Origin of the sequence: Streptomyces mexicanus, from assembly GCF_902506575.1 — a bacterium.
Classification (GTDB): Bacteria; Actinomycetota; Actinomycetes; order Streptomycetales; family Streptomycetaceae; genus Streptomyces; species Streptomyces mexicanus.
The window spans coordinates 5,877,525-5,901,995 of the sequence record NZ_LR732544.1 but is presented as its reverse complement, the minus strand read 5'-3'; the positions used below and the strand labels follow the sequence as shown (position 1 = coordinate 5,901,995).

Here is a 24,471-nt window from a genome sequence, read left to right as displayed (position 1 = left end):
CTCCGCTTCAGGCGCGACATCGGGCATGAGGCCGGCGTTCCCGAACGACCGTCGCCGAGGCCGCGGCCGACCGGAAGGGCGGGGTTCTACGCGTTGGAGCCGGCATCAGTAGTCCGTGCACAGGAGTCGGTGCCGTGCCAGTCGAGCACCAGCGTGGTCGCGTCATCGGGCAGATGCCCTCGGTAGGCGTCATGGACCGCCTCGGTCAGGGTCCGCACCACTTCACGGGGATGTTCCTCACAGGTGGCCCGGACGAGAGCCGACAGGTCCACGGCGTCGGCGCCGCGCTCCTGCATGCCATCGGTCACCAGCACCAGGCGGTCACCGGGCAGCAGTCCCAGCTCCTGTGCCTCATAGGTGACCGGAAAGGGGATACCGAACGGAAAGTCGATCTTCAGTGGCACTTCTTCCACCCGGCCCTGCCGCAACCGCAGCGGCCAGGGATGGCCCGCGTTGACCAGCCGGCAGGCGCCCGAGTCCAGGCTGATGCTCAGCAGCTGGCCGGTGGTCATCCCCCGGCCATGGTCGTGGACGGCCTCGTGTGCGGCTCGGGCCTGCTCGGTGATCCCGCATCCGGCCCGGCGCGCACCGCGCAGTGCGTTGACCGTGAGGGTGGCCAGCAGCGCGGAGTCGGTGTCGTGCCCCATGGCGTCGGTGACCGACAGATGCAGAGTGTTGCGGTTGACGGCGTAGTCGTAGGTGTCACCACCGATGTCGTCAGCCGGTACCAGGCCACCGGCCAGGGTGAACTGTGCCGCCTCGCAGCAGGAGGCCGACGGCAGCAACTGATACTGGATTTCCGCGGCCAGGCTGGTCCGGGTCGTCCGTCTGCCCCAGTGATACAGGTCGGTGAAGCGGCGGTCGGTGACCACGATGTACGCCAGCGCGTGGGCAGCCTGCGCAATCTGGTCGCGGACGTCGTCATCGGCCGAGGGCAGTGACAGCTCCAGCACGCCGATGCAGTCGCCTCGGTTCGTCACCGGTGCGACCATGCGCACGCCCTCCTCGTCCCTCTCCTCATGGAGACGCTGGCTGCGCAGGACCCGCTCGTACACGCTGCCACACAAGTCCACTCGCTCCAGTCCACCCTTGTCAGGCTCGTCGGCATGCGGCAGCCGGACCATCTCCTCCCCGATCAGATCGGCGAGCAGGAGGGAGACCACCTGCGCCCCGAACCTCTTCTTCAGGTTCTCGGCGACCACGTCGACCGAGTCCACCGGCGCGGCGTCCTCCGCCGCGCGCAACACCTCATCCAGTTCCAAACGCCCACCGTCCACCGCACACCTCCCCGGTCGCTTCTCCCCTGTGTTCCCTGACCCGCCACCGCCACTCTGCTCCCCCTGACCACGTCGTCCGACCACGTTGTCAGGGGACTGGTCACGGAGGCCGACGTCGACATCACGTGTGACGCCTCCGGCGCCGGCGGCATGCTGCGCGTCGGTACCCGCCCGGGCCGACCTCTCCCCCGGCCGATGTCTGCCTCCCGGTGTTGCCGCGCTGACACGGCAGGGGCAACGGCCCCGCCCGGTGTCCCCTCGGAGGTGACCGCGGTGGCCATGGTGCCCGACGGAGGGCTGGTCGTGGGGTGCGGCGGCACCATCGCGGTCCCGGCCCTACGTACCGCGCAGGAGACGCTCCCCGAAGGAGCGGAGGGCGGTCCGGAAACCGGGTGGTTCCTCGACGATGAACTCAGCGTCCAGGAAGGCAAGATCAAGCAGCAGCCACTGCCAGGTGTCGAGCATCAGCACCACCCTCGTCCGCCGGTCGTCCAGGGCCACGATCTCGGCATCCTGATGGGTGAAGGCCCCGAGCACGGTGGACAGGGGCGCCTGAACGGTGAGCACGACACGCGTGCGGTTCTTGTGCAGCCCTTGGCGGAGGTAGTCGAGCGCGGTGTCCGCGGGCAGCGGCCGCGGTAGGTAGGTGCTGGTGGAGCTCTCCAGGCGGCTCATCCGGTCGATGCGGAAGACACGCCAGTCGCCCTTGTCGACGTCCCAGGCCAGCAGGTACCAGCGCATGTGGTGGTGGACGTGCCGGTAGGGATCGACGCGGCGGGACGTGACCGCGCCGTCCTTGCCGGTGTAGTCGAAGGTGATGACGCGGCGGTGCTGGATGGCCTCGGCCAGGGTCGCCAGGGCCTCGGCGCTCGTGCTCGGGGCCGGAGCCGTGCCGGTCTCCAGGCTCGCGCGGAGCTGGGCCGCACGGTGGCGCAGCCGCTTGGGGAGGTACTGGTCGACCTTGCCGTAGGCCCGAGTGGCGGCTTCGTCCACGCTGCCGTGGGCGGCGCTGCCGGTCGCGGCGAGGGTGGCCAGCCCGAGGAGGGTCGCGATGGCCTCGTCGTCGTCGAACGACAGGGGCGGCAGGACGGTGCCCGTGGCGAGGCGGTAGTGGCCACCGGGGCCGGGCTGGGCGCTGACCGGGTATCCATAGCCGCGCAGGCGGTCGATGTCGCGGCGCAGGGTCCGAGGGCTGACCTCGAGCCGTGCGGCGAGTTCGTCGCCGCTGAACGACCGCCCGGTCTGCAGGGTCGCCAGCAGGGCGAGGATGCGCTGGGTGACATCCGGCATGGGTCCCCGTCACTCCGTCTCACTCATGGTCCCGGTGAAGGTCACGGTCGCTGTCGCTGTCACTGTGCTGGTGCTGTCGCTTTTGCGGTCAGAACCTGGCCGCATCTCTTCGTAGCCTCGTCGCATGCTAGAGCGCGTGATGCGGATCCGAGGGGCCCGGACCAACAATCTGAAGAGCCTGGACGTGGACATCCCGCGCGGTCGGCTGGTCGTGTTCGTGGGGGTGTCGGGGTCGGGCAAGTCGTCGTTGGTGTTCGAGACGATCGCGGCGGAGGCCCGGCATCAGCTCAACGAGACCCATCCGCCGTTCGTCCGCAACCGGCTGCCGAAGTGGACGCGGCCCGAGACGGAAGGGATCGAGGGGCTCTCCCCGGTGGTGGTGATCGACCAGCGCAGGATCGGCGGGAACGCCCGGTCCACGGTGGGGACGGTCACCGACACCTGGACCTACCTGCGGCTGCTGTTCTCCCGTATCGGCTCGCCGCACGTGGGCGAGTCGAACCGTTTCTCGTTCAACGACCCGGCCGGTATGTGCCCGGCCTGCTCCGGGATCGGCGAGGTGGTGGTGAGCGCCGTGGACCGGTTCCTCGACCTGGACCTGTCCCTGGCCCAGGGCGCGATCCTGCTGCCCGGGTTCGGTGCGGGCGGCTACTGGTACAACAAGTACGCCGACGTCGGCGGCTTCGACGTGGACACCCCGCTGCGTGACTGGCCGGAGGCCGAGCGCCACGCCCTGCTGTACGGCGGCGAGCACGCCGCCCGCCTGGGCACCCGGCTGCCGAAGGACTACCAGGGCATCGTCGAGCGGTTCGAACGGATCTACCTGCGCACCAGGGACCACCTCTCCGATCGCAAGAGGCGGGTCATCGACCGGTTCACCCGCTCCGCCACCTGTCCCGAGTGCCACGGGGACCGTCTCCACGAGGCGGCCCGCACCGCCACCGTGCTCGGGTACACCATCGGCGAGATGGCCCGTATGGAGATCACCGAGCTCATCGGCGTCGTGGAGCAGGTGACCGACCCCGCCGTCGCGCCGGTCGTGGCCGCCCTCACCGAGCGGCTGCGGGCCATGGTCACCATCGGGCTCGGATACCTCCATCTCGGCCGCGCCACCACCAGCCTGTCCGGCGGAGAGTCGCAGCGGATCAAGACGGTGAAGCACCTCGGCAGCAGTCTCATCGAGATGCTCTACGTCTTCGACGAGCCCACCGTCGGCCTCCACCCGCACGACGTCGCCTCCATGACCGCCTTGCTGCGGCAGTTGCGGGACAAGGGCAACACCGTCCTCGTCGTCGAGCACGACCCCGCCGTGATGGAGGTCGCCGACCAGATCGTCGAGATCGGGCCCGGCGCCGGCGCGGAAGGAGGACAACTGGTCTTCCAGGGAACCTTCGAGGAGCTCCGGGCGGCGCGGACCGCGACCGCCGCGGCCCTGGACCGGCGCACCCGGATTGCCGACGACCCGCGGGCCGCCACCGGTGCCATCACGGTGACCGGTGCCACCCGCAACAACCTCAAGAACCTCACCGTGACCATCCCCGCAGGAGTGCTCACCGTCCTGACCGGGGTCGCCGGTTCGGGCAAGTCCAGCCTCGCGGCGGAACTGGTCGCCCAGCACGACGCGGTCGTCATCGACCAGAAACCGGTCAGCACCAACCGCCGTTCCACCCCCGTCACCTACACCGGGATCGCCGCCGGCATCCGCAAGCTCTTCGCCCGGCACAGCGGGCTGCCCGCCGGCCTGTTCAGCGCCAACTCCGAAGGCGCCTGCCCCGACTGCAAAGGACTCGGCGTCATCCACACCGACCTCGCCTTCATGGACGACCAGGAGACCGTCTGCGAGACCTGCCAGGGACGGCGGTTCACCGACGAGGTGCTGCGCCACCGGGTGAACGGGCTGTCCGTCGCGGACATCGACGACCTCACCATCACCGACGCCATCTCCCGACTGCCGGACCGGCAGATCCGCGAGGCGCTCCGCCACTTGGAGCAGGTCGGACTCGGCTACCTCCGCCTCGGCCAGCCGCTCACCACGCTGTCCGGTGGCGAATGCCAGCGCGTCAAGATCGCCAAGGAGCTGCGCGCGGCCACCGAACCGACCCTCTACGTCCTCGACGAACCCACCACCGGGCTGCACCTGCGCGACATCGGCGTCCTGCTCGACGTCCTCGACCGGCTCCTCGACCGACGCCACACCGTGGTCGTCATCGAGCACCACCTCGATGTCGTCCGGCGCGCCGACTGGCTCATCGACCTGGGCCCGGGCCCCGGCCGGCACGGCGGCCGGATCCTCTACGAAGGACCCGTCGCCACCATCGAGGGAACCGTCACCGCTGCCGCCCTGAGGGACGGATGAACCATTGCTGGGATCGGTGATCCACTGCTGGTGTCGATATGACCGAATGAGGCCGCGACGACGGAGCGGCTGCCGGCACCTGCGAAACACGCGGAGGCGAAGCCGACCTACCGTCGCCGATCTCCACGTTCCGTCGGTTGGTCGGCGGTAGGGCCGGAACCGAACCGGCGCCGGGTGGCATGGATGGAACCGAGCAGATCGAGCGACTGGGCGCTGGGGCTGCCTGGTTCGGCATGGTAGATGACGAGCTGCTGGCCGGGTGTCTCGCGCACGTCGAACGCTTGATAGGTGAGGGTGAGCGGGCCGACGTCCGGGTGGAGGAGGTGTTTGGCGTCCCGTGCTTTGCCCCGTACGGTGTGGGCCCGCCAGAGGCGGGCGAAGTCCGCGCTGCGTTCGGTGAGGGTGGTGACGAGTTCGCGCAGCCGGGGGTTGTCCGGGTCGAATCCGGTCGCCTCGCGAAGGTTGGCGACAGTGGCCTGTGCCGCCCGGTCCCAGTCCGTGTAGAAGGTGCGGCCCGCCGGGTCGAGGAAGGTCATGCGGGCCAGGTTGTCCGCCGGCTCGAACGGGGCGTAGAGGGCGTCGGCCAAGGCGTTGACGGCGAGGAGGTCCAGGGTCCGGCTCATGACGAACGCCGGCGTGTTCGGGTAGCCGTCCATCAGCTGCCGAAGCGCCCGGCCGACCCGCTCGGCGGCGTGGGCGCAGGGCCGTTCGCCGGGCGTGGCCCCGGCCAGCCGGTACAAGTGCGCGCGGGCGTCCGCGTCGAGGCGCAGCGCGCGGCTGAGCGCGTCGACCACCTGGGGTGAGGGGTTGCGTTCGCGGCCTTGTTCGAGGCGGGTGTAGTAGTCGGCGTTCACTCCGGTCAGGACGGCGACCTCCTCGCGGCGCAGCCCGGCGACCCTGCGGGCTCCGTAGCTGGTCATGCCGACGTCCTGCGGTTGCAGGCCGGCGCGGCGTGCGCGCAGGAAGTCTCCCAGGTGGTTGTCGTCCATGCGGTCAAGGCTAGGCGGTGGTCCGGTGTGCTGCCTGGGTGTGGCACACCCAGGCAGCACACGTCCTGGTGGGTGGTCGCTGACCTGCTCAGACTCGGTGGAGCGGGAAGGACGGCACCAGCAGAAGCCGTCGTAGCGGAGGTCGGGCCGCGGCCGCCCTGGTCACCGGGAGGGGCGGCGGATCCGCCGTCGGCGGACCCCGAAGTCCGACACAGCAGTCAGCCAGTCGGCATCGACGAGAGCCAAGGGACCATATTCATGACAGGACAACGACTTGACGGCAAGGTCGCGCTCATCACGGGCGCGACCGGCGGCCTCGGCACCGCGACCGCCGAACTCTTCGCCCGCGAAGGCGCCCGGTTGGTGATCACCGATGTCGCCGAAGGCCCCCTGCGGGACCTGTCCCAGCGGATCGGGGCACGCGGTGCGGAGGTCGTCGCTGCCCGCCTCGACGTCTCCTCCGCGCGGGAGTGGGAGGAAGCGATCACCGTCGTACGCGACCGGTTCGGCACGCTGGACGTGCTCGTGAACCTCGCCGGCATTCTGGACTGGCCAGGTATCGAGGACACGCGGGAAGAGGAGTGGGACCGCGTCATCGACGTGAACCAGAAAGGCACCTGGCTCGGCATGAAGGCCGCGATGCCGCTCCTGCGTGCGAGCGGCAACGCCTCGGTGATCAATACCTCGTCCGTACTCGGCCTGGTGGGAAGCGGCGCGGCCGCGGCCTACCAGGCGTCCAAGGGGGCCGTGCGCCTGCTGAGCAAGACCGCCGCGGTCGAGTACGCCCGGCAGGGAGTGCGGGTCAACTCGGTGCATCCCGGGGTGATCGCCACACCGATGATCCAGGACCTCCTGGACGACCAGGGCGACCAGCAGCCGGACATCCGGCGCACCCCCATGCGCCGGGCCGGCCGCGCCGACGAGGTGGCATCCGCGATCCTCTTCCTGGCCTGCGACGACTCCTCGTTCGTCACCGGCTCGGAGCTGGTGGGCGACGGCGGCCTCACCGCGCCCTGACGGTCCCGGCCGTACGACGGCCAGGACGGCCCGCCGTGAACGACGCACCCCCGTGAGCGCGTGGACGTCCTGGCCCACCTGGGCCGCTCACCGCACCCCTGCACAGCACTTCTTCAGGTAGCCCGCAGCGGCGCCTGCACTCACCCTCACCTTCTCCAGGGACCGCACCATGACACCTGCAACTGCGCCCACTCAGGCGCCCCAATCCGCCGAGTTCGCTGGGAAGACCGCTCTGGTCACCGGGGCCGCGCGCGGCGTGGGCAAGGAGACCGTGGCGCTTCTCCACGCCCGCGGCGCCCACGTCGTAGCCGTGGACCTACGCCCCGACCTCACGACTCTGCCGGACGAGTTTCCCGGCGTACGCGCGCTACGCGGCGACATCACACGGGAAGAGACCGCCGCCCACGCGGTGCGATCGGCCCTGGACACCTTCGGAGGACTGGACATCCTGGTCAACAACGCCGGACGCACCTTGAACAAACCCATCACCGAAACCACCGCCGAGGACTGGGACGCTGTGCTGGCGGTCAACGCCCGCGGCTCGTTCTTCTGCGCCCGCGAAGCCTTCCGGGTCATGAAGAGCCGCGGCGGCGGCGCCATCGTCAGCACCGGGTCCTACGCCGGCACCGTCGCCCTGCCCGAGGGCGTCGCCTACAGCGCGTCGAAGGGCGCTCTGGCCCAACTGACCAAGGTGCTCGCCGTCGAGGGCGGGCCACTGGGCATTCGTGCCAATCTCGTTGCCGCAGGCGTCATCGAGACCGATTTCCTCGACACGATCCGCCCCGACAGCCGCTCATACCTGGCGTCCTTCGCCGAGGCGCAGCCCCTGGGCCGAGTCGCGCAGCCAGAAGAGATCGCCGAGGTCCTGTGCTTCCTGGCTTCACCACGCTCCAGCTTCGTCACAGGAGCCGTGATCGCCGCTGACGGCGGCTTCACCGCGGTCTAGCGCCGCATCAAGGCGGCCAAGAAGATCACTACCGATCCGGACAGCTCCTGCGGCGGCCCGACCGCGAGCAGGACCGCCCGGGCCCTGCGGCGGCCCAGCGTCGACACCGCCGCGAAGGCGAGCGACAGGGACGAGCCGCAGAGCAGCGCCACCAGCTGTCCGCTCGCCACCGACTCGGCCGCCCGGCCGGCCCGCCGCTCAGCCGCCATGCGACGCCGCGCCTGCGCAGACAGGCGCTGTTGGCCCGGGAGCAGAACGCCTGGCGGCGACCGCCTCGGGTGCGTGGGGTGGGGCCGGCCGCCCGAGGCCGGACTCCGCAGCTCACCTCAGGGCGGCCCCGCCGAACGAAACAGCGGGCCGGGGCCTGCCCCGAGGCACGATCACTTTCGCCAGAACAGGTGGTGGGTCACGCCGCTCGGGCTGGGCACGACCTCCAGGTGGAACCGGTCGAGCAGCTCATCGGGTGACTCCCACAGTCGCAGTCCGGACCCGAGCTTCACCGGCGAGACCACCACGTGCAGGGTGTCGACGAGATCGGCGTCCAGGAACTCCCGGAGGGTCGTCACCCCGCCGCCGAGCCGGACGTCCTTGCCCTGCGCCGCCTCCCGCGCCTGTTCGAGGACCGTGGCCGGATCGCCGTCGACGAAGTGGAACGTGGTGTCCGAGAGCGTGAACGACGGACGCTTGTGATGCGTCATGACGAACACCGGGGTGTGGAACGGGGGTTCTTCACCCCACCAACCGCGCCACTCGTGGTCCTGCCAGGGTCCGCGCTGGGGACCGAACTTGTTGCGGCCCATGATCTCGGCGCCGATGTTGCGGGCGTAGTCCCTCGTGAAATAGTCGTCGAGACCCCGGCTCCCGCCGGGATCGGTGCGCATCGGCCAGCTCGCCGTGGCGCCGGCCCATGCGAACAGTGCCGCCGGGTCGACGGCGTGGCCGAACGGACTCTCGAGGCTCTGGTCCTCACCGGCACCGATGCCGTCACTCGAGACAGTGAAGTTCTGGACTCTCAGCAGCTGCACCACGTGCTCCTCTTCTGTCGTCAACAACGGTGGTGAGACTCTCGAAGCCCTGAAAACTCATCGCTGCGTCCGTGACCGGCAGGTGCCGGCAGCCGTTGTGTTCGTGGCCACGGCGCGATGTACGTGGCGCCAGCCGCCGTCGGGCTTCGGCCCGTCCGGGCCCCCCGCCAAGCTTTACGCGGACCAGGGGTGCACCAGCGACTGCCGGCGACGGTGGCTCCGCAGCCGAACCGTCGTCCCGCGGATCGCACGCACGGGGATCGAGTGGCCCAACTCGTTCACCGCACCCGGCTGCCGCTGACCCGCCGTCGGCGTCGACCCGCCGCTTCTTCCTTGGACCCCGAACGCATCGCCCGCGCCGCACGTCACAGAAGACGCGCCAGGGCCGCTTCGGACGGGCTCCCGGCCGTCGGCTGGTACACGATGATCACCTGTTGCTCGGCGCCGCCGACGGTGAGCGCCTGTCGTCGCAGGGCGAGGCTGCCGACGACCGGGTGCGTGAAGCGCTTGAGTTCGTCCCGGGCGGGCCGCGTCTCGTGCCGCATCCACAGACGACGGAACTCCTCGTCCGTCTCCAGCTCGGTGATCAGGCCGGCGGTTCTGGGGTCGCGTGGGTCGGCTTCGGCGCGCAGGGCCGCCGCGGTCTGCGCGGCCACCTCCGCCCAGTCGGGGAAGAGCCGCCGGGACGCCGGATCGAGGAACACCGCTCGGACCAGGTTGCTCCCGGGCTCGTACATCGGGGCGAGCGCGCGGGCCTGCTTGTTCGCCGCGAGCACGTCGAAGTATCGGTCCCGCACGTACGCGGGGCGGTCCGTCCACGCGTCGAGCAGCCGGTGCACCTCCGCGGAGACCTCGGTCCGCGGCGGCGGCACGGGGCCGGGATGGGCAAGGGCGTGCAGGTGGGCGGAGGCGTCGGCGTCCAGCCTCAGCGCCCGCGCGAGGGAGTCCAGCACCTGGGGCGAGGGGTGCCGGTCGACACCCTGTTCGAGCCGGACCAGGTACGGCTCACTGATGCCGGCGAGCCGGGCCAGTTCCTCCCGGCGCAGTCCGGCAACCCGGCGACGTCCGCCGACGGGCACCGCCACGTCCGCCGGAGCGACCCGTGCGCGCCGGGCCTTGAGGAAATCTCCCAGAAGATTGTCGACGGCCATGCCGCGAGGGTAACCCTGCGGGGGTGCTGGCTGCCGAGGGGCGAGGGACGCAGGCTCGATGTCATGAAGACCTGGTTCATCACCGGCGCGTCCCGCGGCTCCGGCCGTATCTGGGCCGAAGCCGCTCTCGACCGCGGCGACCGCGTCGCCGCCACCGCACGTGACCCCAAGACGCTGAGGCCTCTCCTGGACGCCCACGGAGACAATGTCCTCCCCATGCAACTCGACGTGACCGACCGCACCGCCGTCACCGCTGCGGTGCGGCAGGCCGCGGAGACCTTCGGCCGCCTGGACGTGGTCGTCAACAACGCGGGCTACGGCCTGTTCGGCATGATCGAGGAAACCACCGAGGAACAGGCTCGTGCCCAGCTCGACACCAACCTGTTCGGCCCGCTGTGGGTGACACAGGCGGCCCTGCCGTACCTGCGGGCCCAGGGCAGCGGTCACATCCTGCAGGTCTCCAGCCTCGGTGGCCTCGCCGCCTTCCCCACGCTCGGGCTGTACAACGCCTCCAAGTGGGCCCTGGAGGGGATGAGCGAGGCCCTGGCACAGGAGGTCGCCCCCTTCGGGATCCACGTGACCCTCGTGGAACCCGGCCCTTACGGCACCGACTGGTCGGGGGCCTCCGCCGTGCACACCGACCCGCTGCCCGCCTATGAACCCGTCCGCGCCGCGCGCCGGGCCGGCGCGTCCGCCCGCACTCCCCAGGACCCGCGGAGTACCGCCGCCGTCGTTCTCGAACTCGTGGACACCGACACACCACCCCTGCGCCTGTTCCTCGGCACCTACCCCTATCCGATCGTCGAGGCCGCCTATCGGAAGCGGCTCGACACGTGGAACGAAGGGCGGCAGCTCGCCTCCCGTGCGTGACCGGTACGGAGCACCCTGCCGCGCCCAGGCTCTCCGCGCGTCACCTGCTGCAGTGTCGTCGTCGCCTGGGCCACACGTCGGAAGCGGGCGGCCTCGCTGGACCGGTCGCCCCAGCCGTCGCCCCACCGCACGTGCTCCGTCGGCGTACAGGGCGCGGGACGGACGTGGCCGTCACTGGCGACGACCCGCACTGTGTCGTGCGGCACGACCGCAGGGGCGGCGGCTGGTGTCAGGCAGAAGGACGCCGCCTTCTGCCTGCGCCCCTGCCGTTCAGCGGGATCAGCGTCTCGAGAGAAGCGCCCTTGACCCAGGCGCCCAGCAGGTCGCGATGCATGGCCACGATGTCCTGGCGCAGCGCCAGGCCCAGCGCGTCCCTGGTGAACGAGCGGCAGGTGGTGACGAACAACGCGACGTCCGCGCCGTGCTCGAGGCGGGCGGTGCCGACGAACTTCTGCATGTCCTGCGAAGACACGCTCCGGTGCGGCGCGTACTTCTTGCACTGGCCCCCCAGCTTGCGGCCGTCGGCCAAGTAACCGACGACACCCGCGCCCAGGTCTCCGCTCTTGCCGCTGACGACGACCTTCGTGCAGCCGGCCCGCCGGCACAGCTGCGCGATGTACTTTTCGAACTCCTGCCACGACAGAGCGTCGACCTCGGCCATCGACAATTCGCGCGCTCTCGCCTCCTCCTGCGCCCGCCACGCCCGGTCCTGGCCGACTGCGTGGTGGTGTGCCCGCCACAGCACCCAACCGGCCCCACCCACCACGGCTGCGGCGAGCACGGCCACCAGGGCCGGCCACACCACCGACCAGTGCCCGGCCACCCACACCACGGCGACCAAGGCCGCCACCGCACCCCAAATCTGCAGCTGCCTGCGCGTCCGCTTCTTCAAGAAGCGTCGGCGCCGCCGACGTGCCGCCATCACTCCCCCGCTGCCCAGGGCAGTGCCGCGCCGGGCGCGCCGGCGGGTGTCATCCGGTCCGTGCGGGGGCGGGGGTTCATCGGCCGGCCTCGGTGATACCGCCGGCGAGCCGGCCCAGGACGTTAGAGATCCTCTGGTCGACCGGGTGGGCGTGATCAGGACGCCCGGAGCCAGGGCGATGACGCCGGTCAGCTTCTCGTCGAAGCGGCTGCGGGCTTCCGTACGCCGTCGCAGCCGGTGGAACACGACGACTGCGAGCAGCGGCGTCACATTGGATGATGGTCAGCAATCGTTCCGAACCTCCCCACCGACCGGCCACCACGGCAGCGGGACGGCAGCACACCGCCCCTGCCTTCTTGTGTAGCGGTGCATCGGTGATGTCGGGGTCGGGTTCCCTGCGAATGGCACAAAGCCATCGACCTGGCCGAATACCGCTCAACCGAATATCGCTCAGGAGCCATGGCGGAGCGGCGGGAGTTCACTGGTCTGCGTCCGCTGGTCACTCTCTCAGGACCGGTCCTCGCCAGGGGAGACGCAGTCTGCCACCGACCGACCGCGTGTGCGCATCGCGGGCGCCTGGGGCAGGGCCGTCGGCGGCGCGTCAGAGGAGGACCCGGGAGGCTTTCGCAGCCGGCAGGCGCAAACCCGGCAGACCGGGGATCACGTGATCGAGGACTCCGCGAAAGGGGGTTGCACGAAAGTGGGGGCGGCACACCTCGCAGTTCCCGTCGGGCGCCCGTGGGGCTCCGGGAAGGCGGCATTCTCGTTCCGGCGCCGCCCGCGTGCCGGGCACGGGGTGACCCGATCGCCGCGCGCACGAGGCGCATCCGAGGCGGCGGAGGGCAAGGTGGAGGAAGCCGGATCCGCGGTTCGGCGCGGCCGCACGCGCGAGGACGGGAGAGAGTGCTCGTGGCGGACGAGACGCAGACGACGGTGAGCGCGGACGAGGCGGCTTACCGCACGGGGGCGACCTGTCTCGTCACCGGTGCCAGCGGCTACATCGGCGGCCGACTGGTGCCGGAACTGCTGGACGCCGGGTACCGGGTGCGCTGCCTGGTCCGCACTCCGCGCAAGGTGCGGGACCATCCTTGGGCGGGCCGCGTGGAGATCGTCCGGGGCGACGTCACCGACGCCGCGTCCGTGGCACGGGCCCTGGGGGACGTGGACGTGGCCTACTACCTGGTGCACGCGCTCGGCACCGGCCGCGACTTCGAACGCACCGACCGGGAGGCGGCTCGTGTCTTCGGCGAGCAGGCCCGCCGGGCCGGGACACGGCGCCTGGTCTACCTCGGCGGCCTGACCCCCGTGGGAGTTCCCGAACACGGGCTGTCGCCGCACCTGCGCTCGCGGGCCGAGGTCGGCCGGATCCTGCTCGACTCGGGCGTGCCGACCGCCGTACTGCGGGCCGCCGTCATCATCGGCTCCGGTTCGGCCGGTTTCGAGATGCTGCGCTACCTCACCGAGCGGCTGCCGGTGATGGTCACCCCCCGCTGGGTGCACACCCGCATCCAGCCCATCGCCGTGCGGGACGTGCTGCGCTTGCTGGTGGGCTGCGCACGGCTGCCGGCCGAGGTCAGCCGCACCTTCGACATCGGGGGTCCGGAGGTCCTCACCTATCGGGAGATGATGCAGCGGTACGCGGCCGTCGCCGGGCTGCCACGCAGGCTGGTCGTGCCGGTACCGGTGCTCACACCCGGCCTGTCGAGCCACTGGGTCGGACTGGTGACCCCGGTGCCCGCATCCATCGCGCGCCCGCTGACGGAGTCACTGCGCCACGAGGTGGTCTGCCGCGAGAACGACATCGAGCGATACCTGCCCAGCCCACCCGGCCACCCTTTCGACTTCGACCGGGCCGTGGCCCTGGCACTCCAGCGGGTGCGGGAGGCTCAGGTCGCCACACGCTGGTCGTCGGCGTCCGTCCCGGGCGCGCCCAGCGATCCGCTGCCCACCGACCCGGACTGGGCGGGCGGCAGCCTCTACACGGACGTGCGCGAGCGCGCCGCGGACGTGACCCCTCAGGCGCTGTGGCAGGTGATCGAGGGCATCGGCGGCGAGAACGGCTGGTACTCCTTCCCGCTCGCCTGGGCCGTGCGCGGCCGGCTCGACCGTCTCGTCGGTGGTGTCGGGCTGCGCCGGGGCCGGCGGGACGCGCGACGGCTGCGCGTGGGCGACTCTCTGGACTTCTGGCGCGTGGAGGAGATCGAGCGCGGGCGGCTGCTGCGACTGCGCGCGGAGATGCGGCTGCCCGGCCTGGCATGGCTGGAGATGCGCGTGGACGACGAGGGGGACGGCGGCGTCCGGTACCGGCAGCGTGCGCTGTTCCACCCGCACGGCCTGCTCGGCCATCTGTACTGGTGGGGCGTCTCGCCCTTCCACGCCGTCGTCTTCGGCGGCATGGCCCGCAACATCGTTCGCGCCGCCGCCCGTAACGCCCTCGGCGACCTCCGCACGAGGGGGCCGCAGCCGCCCGGCCGGAGCGCATCCGGACCCGCGCCGCCGGCGGAAGGCGGGGATGTGCGCACCGGCCGCCGCCGGTCACGGGGAAGAAGATCACGGGGAAGAAGATCACGGGGAAGAAGCTGAGCCATTGGCTCACCCGGCCGGGCGGCTGCTGTCGCGGATCTCGAGCCGGTGCGGCACCACGACGTCCAGGGGCGGCACCGACGCGGCGGGGCTGTAGACGCGGTCCGCCAGGCACTGCAGGGCGCGTTCGGCGATCTGCTTCTTGTCGGGCACCACGGTGGTCAGCGGCGGACACGCGTACCGGGCGTCCTCGATGCCGTCGAAGCCGACCACGGCGAGATCGTCGGGGACGCGCAGCCCGCGTCGGTGTGCCACGTGCAGCGCTCCGAGGGCGAGTTCGTCGCTGAAGGCGAAGACGGCGTCGGGTCGTGTCCCGGAGTCCAGCAGCTCGGTCATCGCCCGCGCTCCGTCCTCGCGGTGCAGCGCTCGGACCGGCCGCTGCAGCGTCACGTCGGGCGAGAGGCCGGCACGCCGCAGGGCGCGGTGGTATCCCTCCAGCCGCTGGCGGGCCGTCTCGTTGTGCAGATGGGGCTGCAGGCCGATCGCCGCGATGCGCCTGCGCCCGGTCTCCAGCAGGTGGGTGGTCGCCTCGTCGGCCGCGAGGACGCTGTCGACGGCCACCCGGTCCGCCAGCCCCGGCGCGCGCTGCTCGCCCAGGAGGACCACCGGGACGTCGCGGGCGCGGGCGGTCAGCTCCTCCGGGCGCAGTGACCACGGGCTGATGATGAGCCCGTCGACCACCCGTCCCCCGGTGCCTTCCAACAGCCGCCGCTCCGCCTCGCCGTCGCCGAAGGTCTGATCGATGACGACCGTCCACGAGCGCTGCTGGGCGGCCTGCACGATCAGGCCGGCGAGTTCGCCGAAGTACGGCGAGTGCAGCTCGGGGATGACCAGACCGATCAGACCGGTGCGGCCGCCCCGCAGGTTGCGCGCGGCCAGGTTCGGGCGGTAGCCCAGCTCGTCCAGGGCCGCCTGCACGCGTGCGCGTGTCTCCTCGGCGACGGACCCCGTACCGCTGACGACGTTGGACACGGTGCGTATCGATACCCCGGCCCGGGCTGCCACATCCTTCAGGCGACTGCTCACGGTGGTCATCTTGGCACGTCACGCAGCGGCGGACAAAGAACGCCGGAAAGTCGCCCCGAGGTATTGCAACGCTGAATGCAACGTTGCAGCATGGCTCCGACAGAGAACGGCGCAAGGAGGCGCACATGACCACGCACGCCTGTCCCGGTGTTTCGATGGACCAGCTGGACATCGATGTGTCCGCCGACGTGGAGGCCCTGTACACCGACGGCATCACGGCCCGGAAGGGCGCGTTCACACCCGAGTGGGCGGACCGGCTCCGCGAGGACATCGAGAAGGCCTTCGCCGAGGCCATGGCCCGCCCGGGCGGCGCCGTGGGACGCGGCCCGAACCGCTACTACGTCGAGATCCATCCCGAACAGCTCAGGGGCTTCGTGGACCTGGTCGACCATCCGTGGGTGCGTTCGCTGTGCACCGCGGTGCTCGGGCCGGACTACCGCATCGTGGAGCTGGGTTTCGACGTCCCCCTTAAGGGCGCGGTCAACCAGCCCTGGCACCGTGACTTCCCGATGCCCGAGGAGACCCGGCGCGAGCGCCGCCTGACGTCGCTGGCCTTCAACGTCACCGGTGTGGACACCGAGAAGGACATGGGTCCCTTCGAGATCGCGCCGGGCACCCAGTGGGACGACAGCCCGGAGTTCGCGCACGACATGTTCCCGCCGAAGTCGCACTACCGCCGGTACGAGGAGCTCGCCGTGCGCAAGTACCCGCGGCGCGGAGACATCTCCTGCCGCACCGCACTGGCCATCCACCGCGGCACGAAGAACGAGTCCGCCAAGTCCCGCCCCGTTCTGGTCCTCGGTGTCGACGGCCCGGAGGCGCACAACGGCGACCGGCACGACACGGCGGTCACCCGCGCCTTCTGGGAGTCGCTGCCCGAGCGCGTGCGCCGACACCTGGACTGCCCGGTGGTGGACGAGCTGGAGCCCGTCACGCAGAAGCACACCATCGAGGGTCTGGTCATGGGCGATGCCTGAGAGCACCGCGGTCGCGCCTGCTCCCGAGCGCGGCCGCGTCCGCACGCCGGCCCAGGTCTACGCGGTGGCCGCCGTGTCCGCCCTGGGCGGCCTGCTGTTCGGCTACGACACCGGCATCATCTCCGGCGCACTGCTGTACCTCCGCCAGGACCTGCACCTGTCCTCCCGTGGGCAGGAGATCGTCGTCAGCGTCATCCTCGTGGGAGCGATGATCGGCGCCCTGGTCTCCGGGCGGCTCGCCGGGCGCCTCGGCAGGCGCCGGGTGGTGTTCTGGGTGGCGGTGATTTTCGCCGTGGGCGCGCTCGGCGCCGCCGCGGCCCCCGACACCGGCACGCTGATCGCGGCACGCCTGGTGCTGGGCCTGGCCGTGGGCGGGGCGTCGAACATGGTGCCGGTGTACATCGCCGAGGTGGCGCCGCCCGGCATCCGCGGCCGGCTCATGGTGCTCTTCCAGCTGATGGTGGCCATCGGTCAGCTGATCGCCTACCTGGTGGGCTGGCTGCTGGTCGGCAGCGGCGGGTGGCGTGTGATGTTCGGCCTGGCCGTCGTTCCCGCCGCCGTCCTGGCGATCGGCATGACCAGACTGCCGGAGAGCCCGCGCTGGCTGGTCGGGCGCGGGGAGACCTCCGAGGCCCACGCGGTGCTGCGCCGGCTGCGCCCCCAGGGCGCCGACATCGCCGGCGAGATCGCCGCCATCCGCGACGTCGCCGTGTCGCCCCCGCGGCAGGACAGCCGCGCGCTGCTGCAGCCCTGGCTGCGTGCCGCCCTGGTCGTCGCCCTCGGTATGGCCGCGTTCTCCCAGCTGACCGGCATCAACGCGATCGTCTACTACGCCCCGACGATCCTGTCCGATGCGGGCTTCGGGGAGTCGGTCGCGCTGGTCACGGGCATCGGCATCGGGGCGATGCTCGTCGTCGCGGGCATCACCGGGGCCATCGCGGTGGACGCCATCGGCCGCCGCAGGACCATGCTGTGGTTCATGCCGCTGTCGGGCCTGGCCATGGCCGTGCTGGGCCTGGCCTTCCTCATGGACGGCTCACCCGCACAGCACTGGATCGTGATCATCTCGCTGTTCGTGTACATCCTGTGCAACGGCATCGGCATGCAGTCCGTGGTCTGGCTGATCGCCCCGGAGATCCTCCCCCTCGGCGTGCGCGGTCCCGCGACCAGCCTCGCCACGCTGTGCGTCTGGGGATTCGACCTCCTGATCGCCGTGACCGCACTCAGCACGATCAACGCGATCGGCCGGGCGGGAACCTTCTTCCTCTACGCGGCCCTCAACGTGCTCTGCATCGTCTTCGTGGCACTGAAGGTGCCCGAGACCCGCAACCGGTCGCTGGAGGACATCGAACGCGCACTGCGCACACCGGGCTCACTGCGTCACAACCTCGCCACGACACCCTGACCGATCGCACGGTCCTACGGGCCGGCCCCGTGTCTTGCGAGGACGGAGGCCGGCCCGCACGCGTCCCGGTTTCGGCCCGGGCCGCCCTGCGGAGGACCGGCGGCGGCGGTGGCCGCCCGGGTGTGCCGGCATGGACGCCGTCGGGCCGCCCCACCGGACCGGACAGACCCTGCTCGGTCACGGCCGCGGCACCCTCGCCCGCTGCCGATGGCCCGGCTGCCGCGTCGGGTGGGCGCCGGATTCCACCGCCCGGAGCGCGTGATGCCGTCGTCGGGACGGTGGAGAGTCTTCACATTGACGGAGCTCACCGACAGCCAGGTGTCCCTCTCACTCAATCCTTCGGTTCTCCCGGTCCTTCACGACAGAGTTTCTTGTCACAGCGCGCCTTCTCTATAGCCCTGATTCGGGCCAGCAATCGGGCGTCCTTGTTCATCTGCTTCGGAAGTCTCATGGTCAAGTGCAGCTGTGCACTCAGCACCTGTTTCACCGTCAGCCCTTTGCACGTCCGCAGATCTGTTGCCCAAAGGTCTGCGCCGGTGAAATCCGCGCCGGTGCAGTCCGCGTCGTCGAATTGCGCCCCGTACAGGTTCGCGCCGCGGAGGTTGGCGCCACGGACATCCGCGTCGAACAGGTTCGTGCCGGCGAGGTCGGCGTTGGTGAGATCCGCATCGTCGAGACGGGCGAACATCAGATCCACGCCCTCGAAGTCGGCGTCGGCGAGATCCGCTGTGCGGAAATCCGCCCAGGCCAGGGGCCTCTTCTGACCGGAACCGGTAAGGTCCGCGCCCCGCAGGTCTGTCCGTCGAAGGTCCACGCGGGCACCGCCGTCCCGATCGCCCAATGCGTCTCGGCCGGTCAGGGTCTCCAGAGCGGCGGCAATGTCTGGTGGCGGTCCGTCAGGCCGAGCCTCCTTGCGGGTGACGGCAGTACTCGGAGCATGGACGCGTACGAAGGCGGTCAGGATGCGGACGACAGCGGGCTGGTCCCGGGCGGAGTCAGTCATGATGCGCTGCAGCGCATAGATTCCGCCCAGGCGTATGTCGATACTGTCCGCGCCGAGGTTGGTGACCGCATCGTTGTACCGGTCGGTGATCTGGCCCTGCTCACTCATCCTCAGATTGTCCTGACCCTGCTGAACGCTGACGTAGGTGAAGACCAAGGCGATGACGGCGGCCAGACCGGGCAGCGTGGTCGCGACCACCATGGCCCACTGGGTGCGCAGCAGCCGCCGCTCCCGCGCCTCTTCGCGCTCTCGTTCCGTGGTCGCGCCGGCGGTGGGGGCCGGCAGAGTCGACGGCGGCGCGCCGGCGGGTACCGGTGTCTCGTTGTCGTCCTCCGCCGACGTATGACCGTCGTCCTCCGCCGGCACGTTGTCAGGTGGTGGTGTGGTCATCGGCCCCCCGCCCGGTCGGTCACTGTGTGTCCGACCCGTACGATCCGCGAACTCAGCCATGGCAACGTACCGGAGATCGGGCGGCCGACGCGATGGGAGGCCGGGGCGGCCGTGCACGGCATTCCGCGGCCGGCACACCCGAACACGGCCCTTGGTCTCGCCGGGCATCATCCGGCACGGTCACACACAGCGCAGCGGTCGGCCCCGCCACAGCGGCTCATCGTGGAAGTGCCGCGCCATGCAGTCCGCCGGGGACCTCGCCGCGGGTGATCGACCCCTCTCGAGGAGCAGAACGGCCGGCCGACACCGCGTCGCCAGAACCCGCGACCCTTGGCCGGGACCGGCGAGTCGGAGGGCGGACCGAGACAACGTACTTGCCGGAGACCGGACCACCGGGTAATAGTTGGTTGGGTCAAACCAATCAAGTGAGGTCGTGGTGTCGGACATGGGACGCACGTCAGGCAATCCCTCAGGCGGACCGGACGAACAGCGCGAGGCTTCCGGCGAGGTGGCCGCGGCCCTTGCCGTGGTGGGGAACTGGATGTTCTCCACCACGGCGAGGCGCCGCATCATGGCCGCCTCGGGGCTCGACCTGTCCCTGGGTGACTACACGTTGCTCGCCCAGATCTCCCAGCACGCCCCCGTGCGCCTCTCGGTCCTCGCGGACCTCATGGAGGTCGACAAGTCCACGCTCACCCCGCCCGCCAAGCGTCTGGAGGCCCGCGGGTTCATCGTCCGCGAGCCCGACCCGGGGGACGCCCGCGCCCAGCTGGTCAGCGTCAGCCGAGCCGGAAAGCTCGCCATCCGCAGGCTCTGGCAGGCGCGGGCCGCCATCGTGGCCGAGCTGATGGAGGACTGGAGCACCGCCGAGATCAAGAGCCTGGCCAAGAATCTGACCGCCTTCGCCGAAGCCATCGAGAAGAAGAAGTAGGTCCCCCGACACCGACCTGCGTCTTGCACGCGTCGAGGGGCCTCGAGCCGGGTGAAGGCTCGGACTCGTTGTCCAGGCGGCCGATGGCGTGGCCGATGTGCTGCCTGGATATCTCGCGCCACCCGCAACGCCGGCGACCACATCATCCGTACCGGCGGCCGGTTCGCCAGCCATCCGTTCGTCCCCGCCGTCGGGGACGAACGAACCGTTCATTTTCCACCAAGGAGTGAGGACAGGTGCGCGCAGTCGTACTGAAAGACTTCGGCCCCCCGGACCGGCTGACCGTCGCCGAGCTACCGGACCCGCATCCTGCGCCGGGCGAAGTGGCGATCCGAGTGGCTGCCGTGGGCATCCAGTTCCTGGAGACCCAGATCCGCTCCGGCATGATGCGTGGAGCCCTGGGTGGCGCGCCGCTGCCCGTGGTCCTCGGCAAGGAGATCGCGGGCGAGGTCATCGAGACCGGGGCAGGCGTGGACACGGCGCTCCTCGGCAGCCGGGTGCTCGCCACCACCGGCGGCACCGGCGGTTATGCCGAACTCGCCGTCGCGCCCGCCGAAGCGCTCGTCCCCGTGCCCGACGGGCTGGACTTCCCGGACGCCGTCGCGCTCTACCGCTACGGAGCCACTGCCCGCGGCCTGATCGACACCGCACGCGTCACCGCGGGCGACCGGGTCCTGGTGCAGGCCGCCGCCGGCGCCGTCGGCACGATCCTCGTACAACTGCTGAAGCGGGCCGGTGCGACGGTGATCGGCACGGCTCGCGGCGCCGACAAGCTCGCTCTCGTCAAGGAGCTGGGCGCCGACCACGTCGTCGACTACTCGCTGCCCGGCTGGACCGAGCAGGTGCGCGAGGTCGCTCAGGGCGCCGTCGATGTCGTCTACGACCACATCGGCGGCGAGCTGGGGCGCGAGTCGTTCTCGCTGCTGGCCGTGGGCTCCGGCCGCCAGATCGTGTTCGGCTTCTCCAGCGGGCAGCCGCTCGACGTGCAGCCCATGGAGCTGTTCGCTCGCGGCTCGACCCTGACCGGCTTCAGCGCGGGCCTCATCTGGAACCGGCCCGCGTTCGCCCGTGAGCTGGTCACCGACGTCCTGGGCCTGGCGGTCACCGGCGAGATCAAGCCGGTCGTCGGCCAGAGCTTCCCGCTGGAGCGGGCGGCCGACGCGCATGCCGCCGTGGAGTCGCGCAGCACCGTCGGCAAGACCCTGCTCGTCCCGTGAACCGCCCCTCCCCTCACGCACCGTGCTCATCTGCGTCCGGGCCGGTCGAGGCCCGGACCTTACCGAGGAGAACCACACCATGACCACCGCTTCCAAGACCTTCGTGGTCGGCGCCACCGGCCTGCTGGGCAGCCAGATCGCCAGCGCCCTGCTCGACCAGGGCGCCCCCGTGCGCGCTCTTGTCCGGCCGGGCACCAAGGGGGACAAGAGGGCCGCACTCGCGGCCCTGGAAGCCCGCGGCCTGGAGCTCGTCGAGGGCGACATCACCGACCCGCCTCAGAAGCTGGCCGCCGCGATCGGCGACGCCACCACCGTGATCTCGGCGGTGCAGGGCGGCCCGGAGCTGATCGTGGACGGGCAGGGGAACCTGGGGCGCGCCGCGGAACGGAGCGGTGCCCGCCGCTTCATCCCGTCCGACTTCGCCATCGACATCACCAAGCTGGAGGACGGCGACAACTTCATGATCGACTGGCGTCGGCAGGCCGCGACCGCGTACGGCGACACGAGCCTCGATGTGATCTCGGTGCTCAACGGTGCGTTCTACGAGGTCATGATCGGTTTCATGGGGATCGTCGACTGGGAGGCGGGCACCGTCGCCCATTGGGGCGATGCCGACCAGCCGCTCGACATGACCTCGGTCGCCGACCCCGCCGCCTTCACCGCCGCGGTCGCCCTCGACCCGCAGGCCAAGGGCACCCAGCGGTTCGCCGGTGAGGTGCTGTCGATGCGCCGGTTCCACCAGGCCCTGGAGCGGGCCACCGGCCGCAGCCTCGCCCTGAAGAGGCTCGGCACCGCTGATGAGCTGCGCGCCGAGATCACCCGCCGGGCCGGCCTCACCCAGAACCCGTTCGAGTACGTGGGCCTGCAGTACCAATGGTGCATGGTCACGGGCAAGGCGAAGTTCGACAGCCTGGACAACGACAAGTACCCCCAGGTCAAGCCCGGTTCGCTGGAGGACTTCGCCCGCGAGGCCGCGCCGGGGGCGTGACGCAGGCACCGCCGGTACGACGGAATCGGTACGGCGGTCGCCGTGCCGGCGGTCACTGCTGCATGGTGGTTCCTCGGGCCGGCGGGCCGGGCAGCGCACAGGCCTCACCATTCGGCCCCTGGTTGTGGTGAGCCCGCACGGAGAGGCCGGCGGGCGATCACGGACAACGGCGCCCGGTCGGGCGACGGGTCCGCCTGCCGGCCGTCCGGATCGGGCAGCGGCCGACGGCCGGGAAGGGCCGCGGCAGGGCGAGCAGCCGCTCGGGGCGGTGCAGGGGGATGATGTGGCCGCACTCCTCGATGATGTGTCCGGTGAGATCGTCGGCGATCGGACGCAGTTGGTGCTCCAGCGCCCTGCCGACCGGGTGGGCGCCGATCGCCAACGTCGGCACGGTCAGCCGCGCGGAGGCGACCGCCTGCTCGATCTGGGCCGCGCTCTGCGGCAGGGCCCGGTAGTAGGAGAACGCGCAGCGCAGTGCCGCCCTCCCGGTGTAGGCGCGGATGAACGCCCGCCGTATCGGCTCCGCCACGCCGTCGCCGAGTGTGCCGGTGGTGAGGAACCAGTCGATGTAGTCGGCCTCGTGGCCCTGGAGCACTCGTTCCGCCAGTCCCTCCACTGCGTGGAAACCGAACCACCACGGAGCACCACCGACGAGGAACTCCTCGGCTCCGGGCAGCCGGCCGATCAGCGACTCCATGACGACGAGCCGTTCCACGAGGTCGGGACGGCGCATCGCCAGCAGGAACGCCACAGGAGTGCCCGCGTCGATCCCCACCACGGCCGCGGACGCCACCCCCAGCGCCTCCAGCAGAGCCTCGGCGTCCTGGGCCAGGCTCACCGCGTCGTACCCCGTCTCGGCGCGGGTGCTCGCACCGAAGCCGCGCAGGTCCGGTGCGATGACCCGGTAGTGGGCGGACAGGTCCGCCATGACCTCGCCCCATACCTCCCAGGTGTGCGGGAAGCCGTGCAGGAGCAGGACAGCGGGTCCGGATCCGGCCGAGGCGACGTTCACGTCGATGCCGTTGATCTGGACACGGCTCGGTTCGGGCATGGGAAGCTCCATGGAGGCGCGCGGTAACGAATGGTGACCAGAAAACGGTAAGGAACTAGGCTCGGGGGCCCAAGACGGCACTTTTCCCACAGGTGGTGAGCTCCAGGTGACCAGCTCTCGGCAGGGCGACCTCTTCGATCCCCTGTGTCCGACCCGGCAGGTGCTGGACCGGATCGGCACCAAATGGACCTCCATGGTCATCAAAGTGCTTGCCGAGGCGGCCCCGGAAGAGGTCCGCTTCGGCGAGCTGCGGCGCCGCATACCGGGCATCTCGCAGAAGATGCTCTCCTCGACCCTGCAAAGCCTGGTCCGCGACGGCCTGATCGCCCGGCGCGTGGAACCCACGGTGCCGCCCCGCGTCCACTACCGGCTCACCGAACTGGGTCTCTCCCTGGAGACACCGCTCGCCGCTCTGCGTGCCTGGGCCGAGACGCACGTCTCCACCCTCCTGCGCAACAACCGCCTCGCCGAGCAACTCGCCCCGCACACGCAAGGCGAGGAGAGTCCGGCCCGCAGCTGAGAACGGAGGGCGTGGCCCCGGGCCGTGGCGCGCCCGCTACGCTGCGCCCGGCCGGGTGTGCGCCCCATCCCGCCGGGGAGGAACCGGATGCGCACACCGGCCCTCGTTCAGGCTCGGGTGTAGCCGCCGTCCGCGAAGAGTTCGGCTCCGGTGACGAACGACGAGGCGTCCGAAGCCAGGAAGAGCGCGGCCTCGGCGATTTCGTCCGCGTCGGCCAGCCGCCCCAGTGGCACGACCTCGGCGAACCGGTCGGCGTCCGGCCCGGCGGCGCCCAGCAGGCCAGGGGTCCGCGTGGGCCCCGGGCTGAGCACGTTGATCCGGAACCGGCGCTCCCGCGACTGCCGGGCCCAGTTGTGCACGAGGTTGCTCACCGCCGCCTTCGAGGCGCTGTAGACCTGCAGTTGCTGACCGACGGCACTGCGTGGATGCGAACGCCGGGAGGGGCAACCGCCCGAAGAGTAGCTGGCCCTCGAGGCAGGAGGTGGCAGCGGGCAGCACCTGATTCTTTCTGCACTCCGGTGGCCGGCCGAAAGAGTG

21 protein-coding genes and 1 pseudogene are annotated in these 24,471 nt (G+C 70.9%); 11 read left to right on the top strand and 11 right to left on the bottom strand.

From position 1 onward, the window contains the following. Nucleotides 1-86: 86 nt before the first annotated feature. Nucleotides 87-1,277, bottom strand: a complete 1,191-nt coding sequence (locus GV126_RS26340; RefSeq protein WP_159671475.1) for a PP2C family protein-serine/threonine phosphatase — start codon at nt 1,275-1,277, stop codon at nt 87-89. 336 nt (nt 1,278-1,613) lie between these two features. Continuing rightward, on the bottom strand, nt 1,614-2,567 hold the full coding sequence (locus GV126_RS26335) for a helix-turn-helix transcriptional regulator (protein ID WP_159671473.1): 954 nt from the start codon (nt 2,565-2,567) through the stop codon (nt 1,614-1,616). Nucleotides 2,568-2,691: 124 nt separating this feature from the next. On the opposite strand from GV126_RS26335, the gene GV126_RS26330 reads away from it, so the two are divergent. Further along, a complete protein-coding gene (locus GV126_RS26330; protein ID WP_159671471.1) occupies nt 2,692-4,923 on the top strand; it encodes an ATP-binding cassette domain-containing protein in 2,232 nt (743 codons plus the stop codon). 107 nt (nt 4,924-5,030) lie between these two features. Here the strand turns inward: GV126_RS26330 and GV126_RS26325 are convergent, their stop codons facing one another. Then, nucleotides 5,031-5,912 (bottom strand): helix-turn-helix transcriptional regulator, encoded by an 882-nt coding sequence (locus GV126_RS26325; protein WP_159671469.1) that lies wholly within the window; start codon nt 5,910-5,912, stop codon nt 5,031-5,033. A gap of 258 nt (nt 5,913-6,170) precedes the next feature. Here GV126_RS26325 and GV126_RS26320 point away from each other — a divergent pair, with 258 nt between their 5' ends. Beyond that, nucleotides 6,171-6,929 carry an SDR family NAD(P)-dependent oxidoreductase gene (locus tag GV126_RS26320; RefSeq protein WP_159671467.1) on the top strand — a complete coding sequence of 253 codons (759 nt, stop codon included), beginning with the start codon at nt 6,171-6,173 and terminating at the stop codon, nt 6,927-6,929. A 169-nt stretch (nt 6,930-7,098) separates the two neighbouring features. Beyond that, the gene (locus GV126_RS26315) at nt 7,099-7,875 is read left to right on the top strand and encodes an SDR family NAD(P)-dependent oxidoreductase (protein ID WP_159671465.1); all 777 of its coding nucleotides are present in this window, start codon (nt 7,099-7,101) and stop codon (nt 7,873-7,875) included. On the opposite strand, the gene GV126_RS26310 is transcribed toward GV126_RS26315, so the two are convergent. The 3 genes from GV126_RS26310 to GV126_RS26300 form a co-directional block, all read right to left on the bottom strand. Continuing rightward, nucleotides 7,872-8,084 carry a hypothetical protein gene (locus GV126_RS26310; RefSeq protein WP_159671463.1) on the bottom strand — a complete coding sequence of 71 codons (213 nt, stop codon included), beginning with the start codon at nt 8,082-8,084 and terminating at the stop codon, nt 7,872-7,874. The two genes, GV126_RS26315 and GV126_RS26310, sit on opposite strands and share 4 nt — an antisense overlap. Nucleotides 8,085-8,255: 171 nt before the next feature. Next, nucleotides 8,256-8,903: a dihydrofolate reductase family protein gene (locus GV126_RS26305; protein ID WP_159671461.1), complete on the bottom strand. Its 648-nt coding sequence runs from the start codon at nt 8,901-8,903 to the stop codon at nt 8,256-8,258. Nucleotides 8,904-9,265: 362 nt separating this feature from the next. Next, nucleotides 9,266-10,051, bottom strand: coding sequence for a helix-turn-helix domain-containing protein (locus GV126_RS26300; protein WP_159671459.1), 786 nt, complete (start codon nt 10,049-10,051; stop codon nt 9,266-9,268). Nucleotides 10,052-10,114: 63 nt separating this feature from the next. Between GV126_RS26300 and GV126_RS26295 the strand changes: the two genes are divergently transcribed. Next, entirely contained in the window at nt 10,115-10,921 is an 807-nt protein-coding gene (locus tag GV126_RS26295; protein WP_159671457.1) for an SDR family oxidoreductase, read from the top strand. 229 nt (nt 10,922-11,150) lie between these two features. Here the strand turns inward: GV126_RS26295 and GV126_RS26290 are convergent, their stop codons facing one another. Continuing rightward, the gene (locus tag GV126_RS26290) at nt 11,151-11,843 is read right to left on the bottom strand and encodes a restriction endonuclease (protein ID WP_159674115.1); all 693 of its coding nucleotides are present in this window, start codon (nt 11,841-11,843) and stop codon (nt 11,151-11,153) included. A gap of 933 nt (nt 11,844-12,776) precedes the next feature. Between GV126_RS26290 and GV126_RS26285 the strand changes: the two genes are divergently transcribed. Beyond that, nucleotides 12,777-14,426 (top strand): SDR family oxidoreductase, encoded by a 1,650-nt coding sequence (locus GV126_RS26285; protein WP_201299948.1) that lies wholly within the window; start codon nt 12,777-12,779, stop codon nt 14,424-14,426. 9 nt (nt 14,427-14,435) lie between these two features. Here GV126_RS26285 and GV126_RS26280 read toward each other — a convergent pair whose 3' ends face one another. Further along, nucleotides 14,436-15,452: a LacI family DNA-binding transcriptional regulator gene (locus tag GV126_RS26280; RefSeq protein WP_159671453.1), complete on the bottom strand. Its 1,017-nt coding sequence runs from the start codon at nt 15,450-15,452 to the stop codon at nt 14,436-14,438. A gap of 125 nt (nt 15,453-15,577) precedes the next feature. On the opposite strand from GV126_RS26280, the gene GV126_RS26275 reads away from it, so the two are divergent. Together GV126_RS26275 and GV126_RS26270 are read left to right on the top strand one after the other, a co-directional pair. Beyond that, nucleotides 15,578-16,429, top strand: coding sequence for a phytanoyl-CoA dioxygenase family protein (locus GV126_RS26275; RefSeq protein WP_159671451.1), 852 nt, complete (start codon nt 15,578-15,580; stop codon nt 16,427-16,429). Next, on the top strand, nt 16,422-17,834 hold the full coding sequence (locus tag GV126_RS26270) for a sugar porter family MFS transporter (RefSeq protein WP_159671449.1): 1,413 nt from the start codon (nt 16,422-16,424) through the stop codon (nt 17,832-17,834). The genes GV126_RS26275 and GV126_RS26270 overlap by 8 nt, the downstream gene beginning before the upstream one ends. 331 nt (nt 17,835-18,165) lie before the next feature. On the opposite strand, the gene GV126_RS26265 is transcribed toward GV126_RS26270, so the two are convergent. After that, complete coding sequence (locus GV126_RS26265) at nt 18,166-19,227, bottom strand: pentapeptide repeat-containing protein (RefSeq protein WP_236570110.1); 1,062 nt, start codon at nt 19,225-19,227, stop codon at nt 18,166-18,168. A gap of 445 nt (nt 19,228-19,672) precedes the next feature. On the opposite strand from GV126_RS26265, the gene GV126_RS26260 reads away from it, so the two are divergent. The 3 genes from GV126_RS26260 (at nt 19,673) to GV126_RS26250 (ending at nt 22,363) form a co-directional block, all read left to right on the top strand. After that, on the top strand, nt 19,673-20,158 hold the full coding sequence (locus GV126_RS26260; protein WP_159671447.1) for a MarR family winged helix-turn-helix transcriptional regulator: 486 nt from the start codon (nt 19,673-19,675) through the stop codon (nt 20,156-20,158). A gap of 236 nt (nt 20,159-20,394) precedes the next feature. Continuing rightward, nucleotides 20,395-21,375, top strand: coding sequence for a quinone oxidoreductase family protein (locus GV126_RS26255; RefSeq protein WP_159671445.1), 981 nt, complete (start codon nt 20,395-20,397; stop codon nt 21,373-21,375). A 79-nt stretch (nt 21,376-21,454) separates the two neighbouring features. Beyond that, nucleotides 21,455-22,363, top strand: a complete 909-nt coding sequence (locus GV126_RS26250; protein ID WP_159671443.1) for an NmrA family NAD(P)-binding protein — start codon at nt 21,455-21,457, stop codon at nt 22,361-22,363. Nucleotides 22,364-22,520: 157 nt separating this feature from the next. Here the strand turns inward: GV126_RS26250 and GV126_RS26245 are convergent, their stop codons facing one another. Next, on the bottom strand, nt 22,521-23,426 hold the full coding sequence (locus GV126_RS26245) for an alpha/beta fold hydrolase (RefSeq protein WP_438947865.1): 906 nt from the start codon (nt 23,424-23,426) through the stop codon (nt 22,521-22,523). A gap of 94 nt (nt 23,427-23,520) precedes the next feature. On the opposite strand from GV126_RS26245, the gene GV126_RS26240 reads away from it, so the two are divergent. Further along, the gene (locus GV126_RS26240) at nt 23,521-23,934 is read left to right on the top strand and encodes a winged helix-turn-helix transcriptional regulator (RefSeq protein ID WP_159671439.1); all 414 of its coding nucleotides are present in this window, start codon (nt 23,521-23,523) and stop codon (nt 23,932-23,934) included. Between the two features lie 107 nt (nt 23,935-24,041). Here GV126_RS26240 and GV126_RS26235 read toward each other — a convergent pair. Continuing rightward, nucleotides 24,042-24,338, bottom strand: a pseudogene (locus tag GV126_RS26235) (SDR family oxidoreductase); the annotation flags it as partial. Nucleotides 24,339-24,471: the final 133 nt, after the last annotated feature.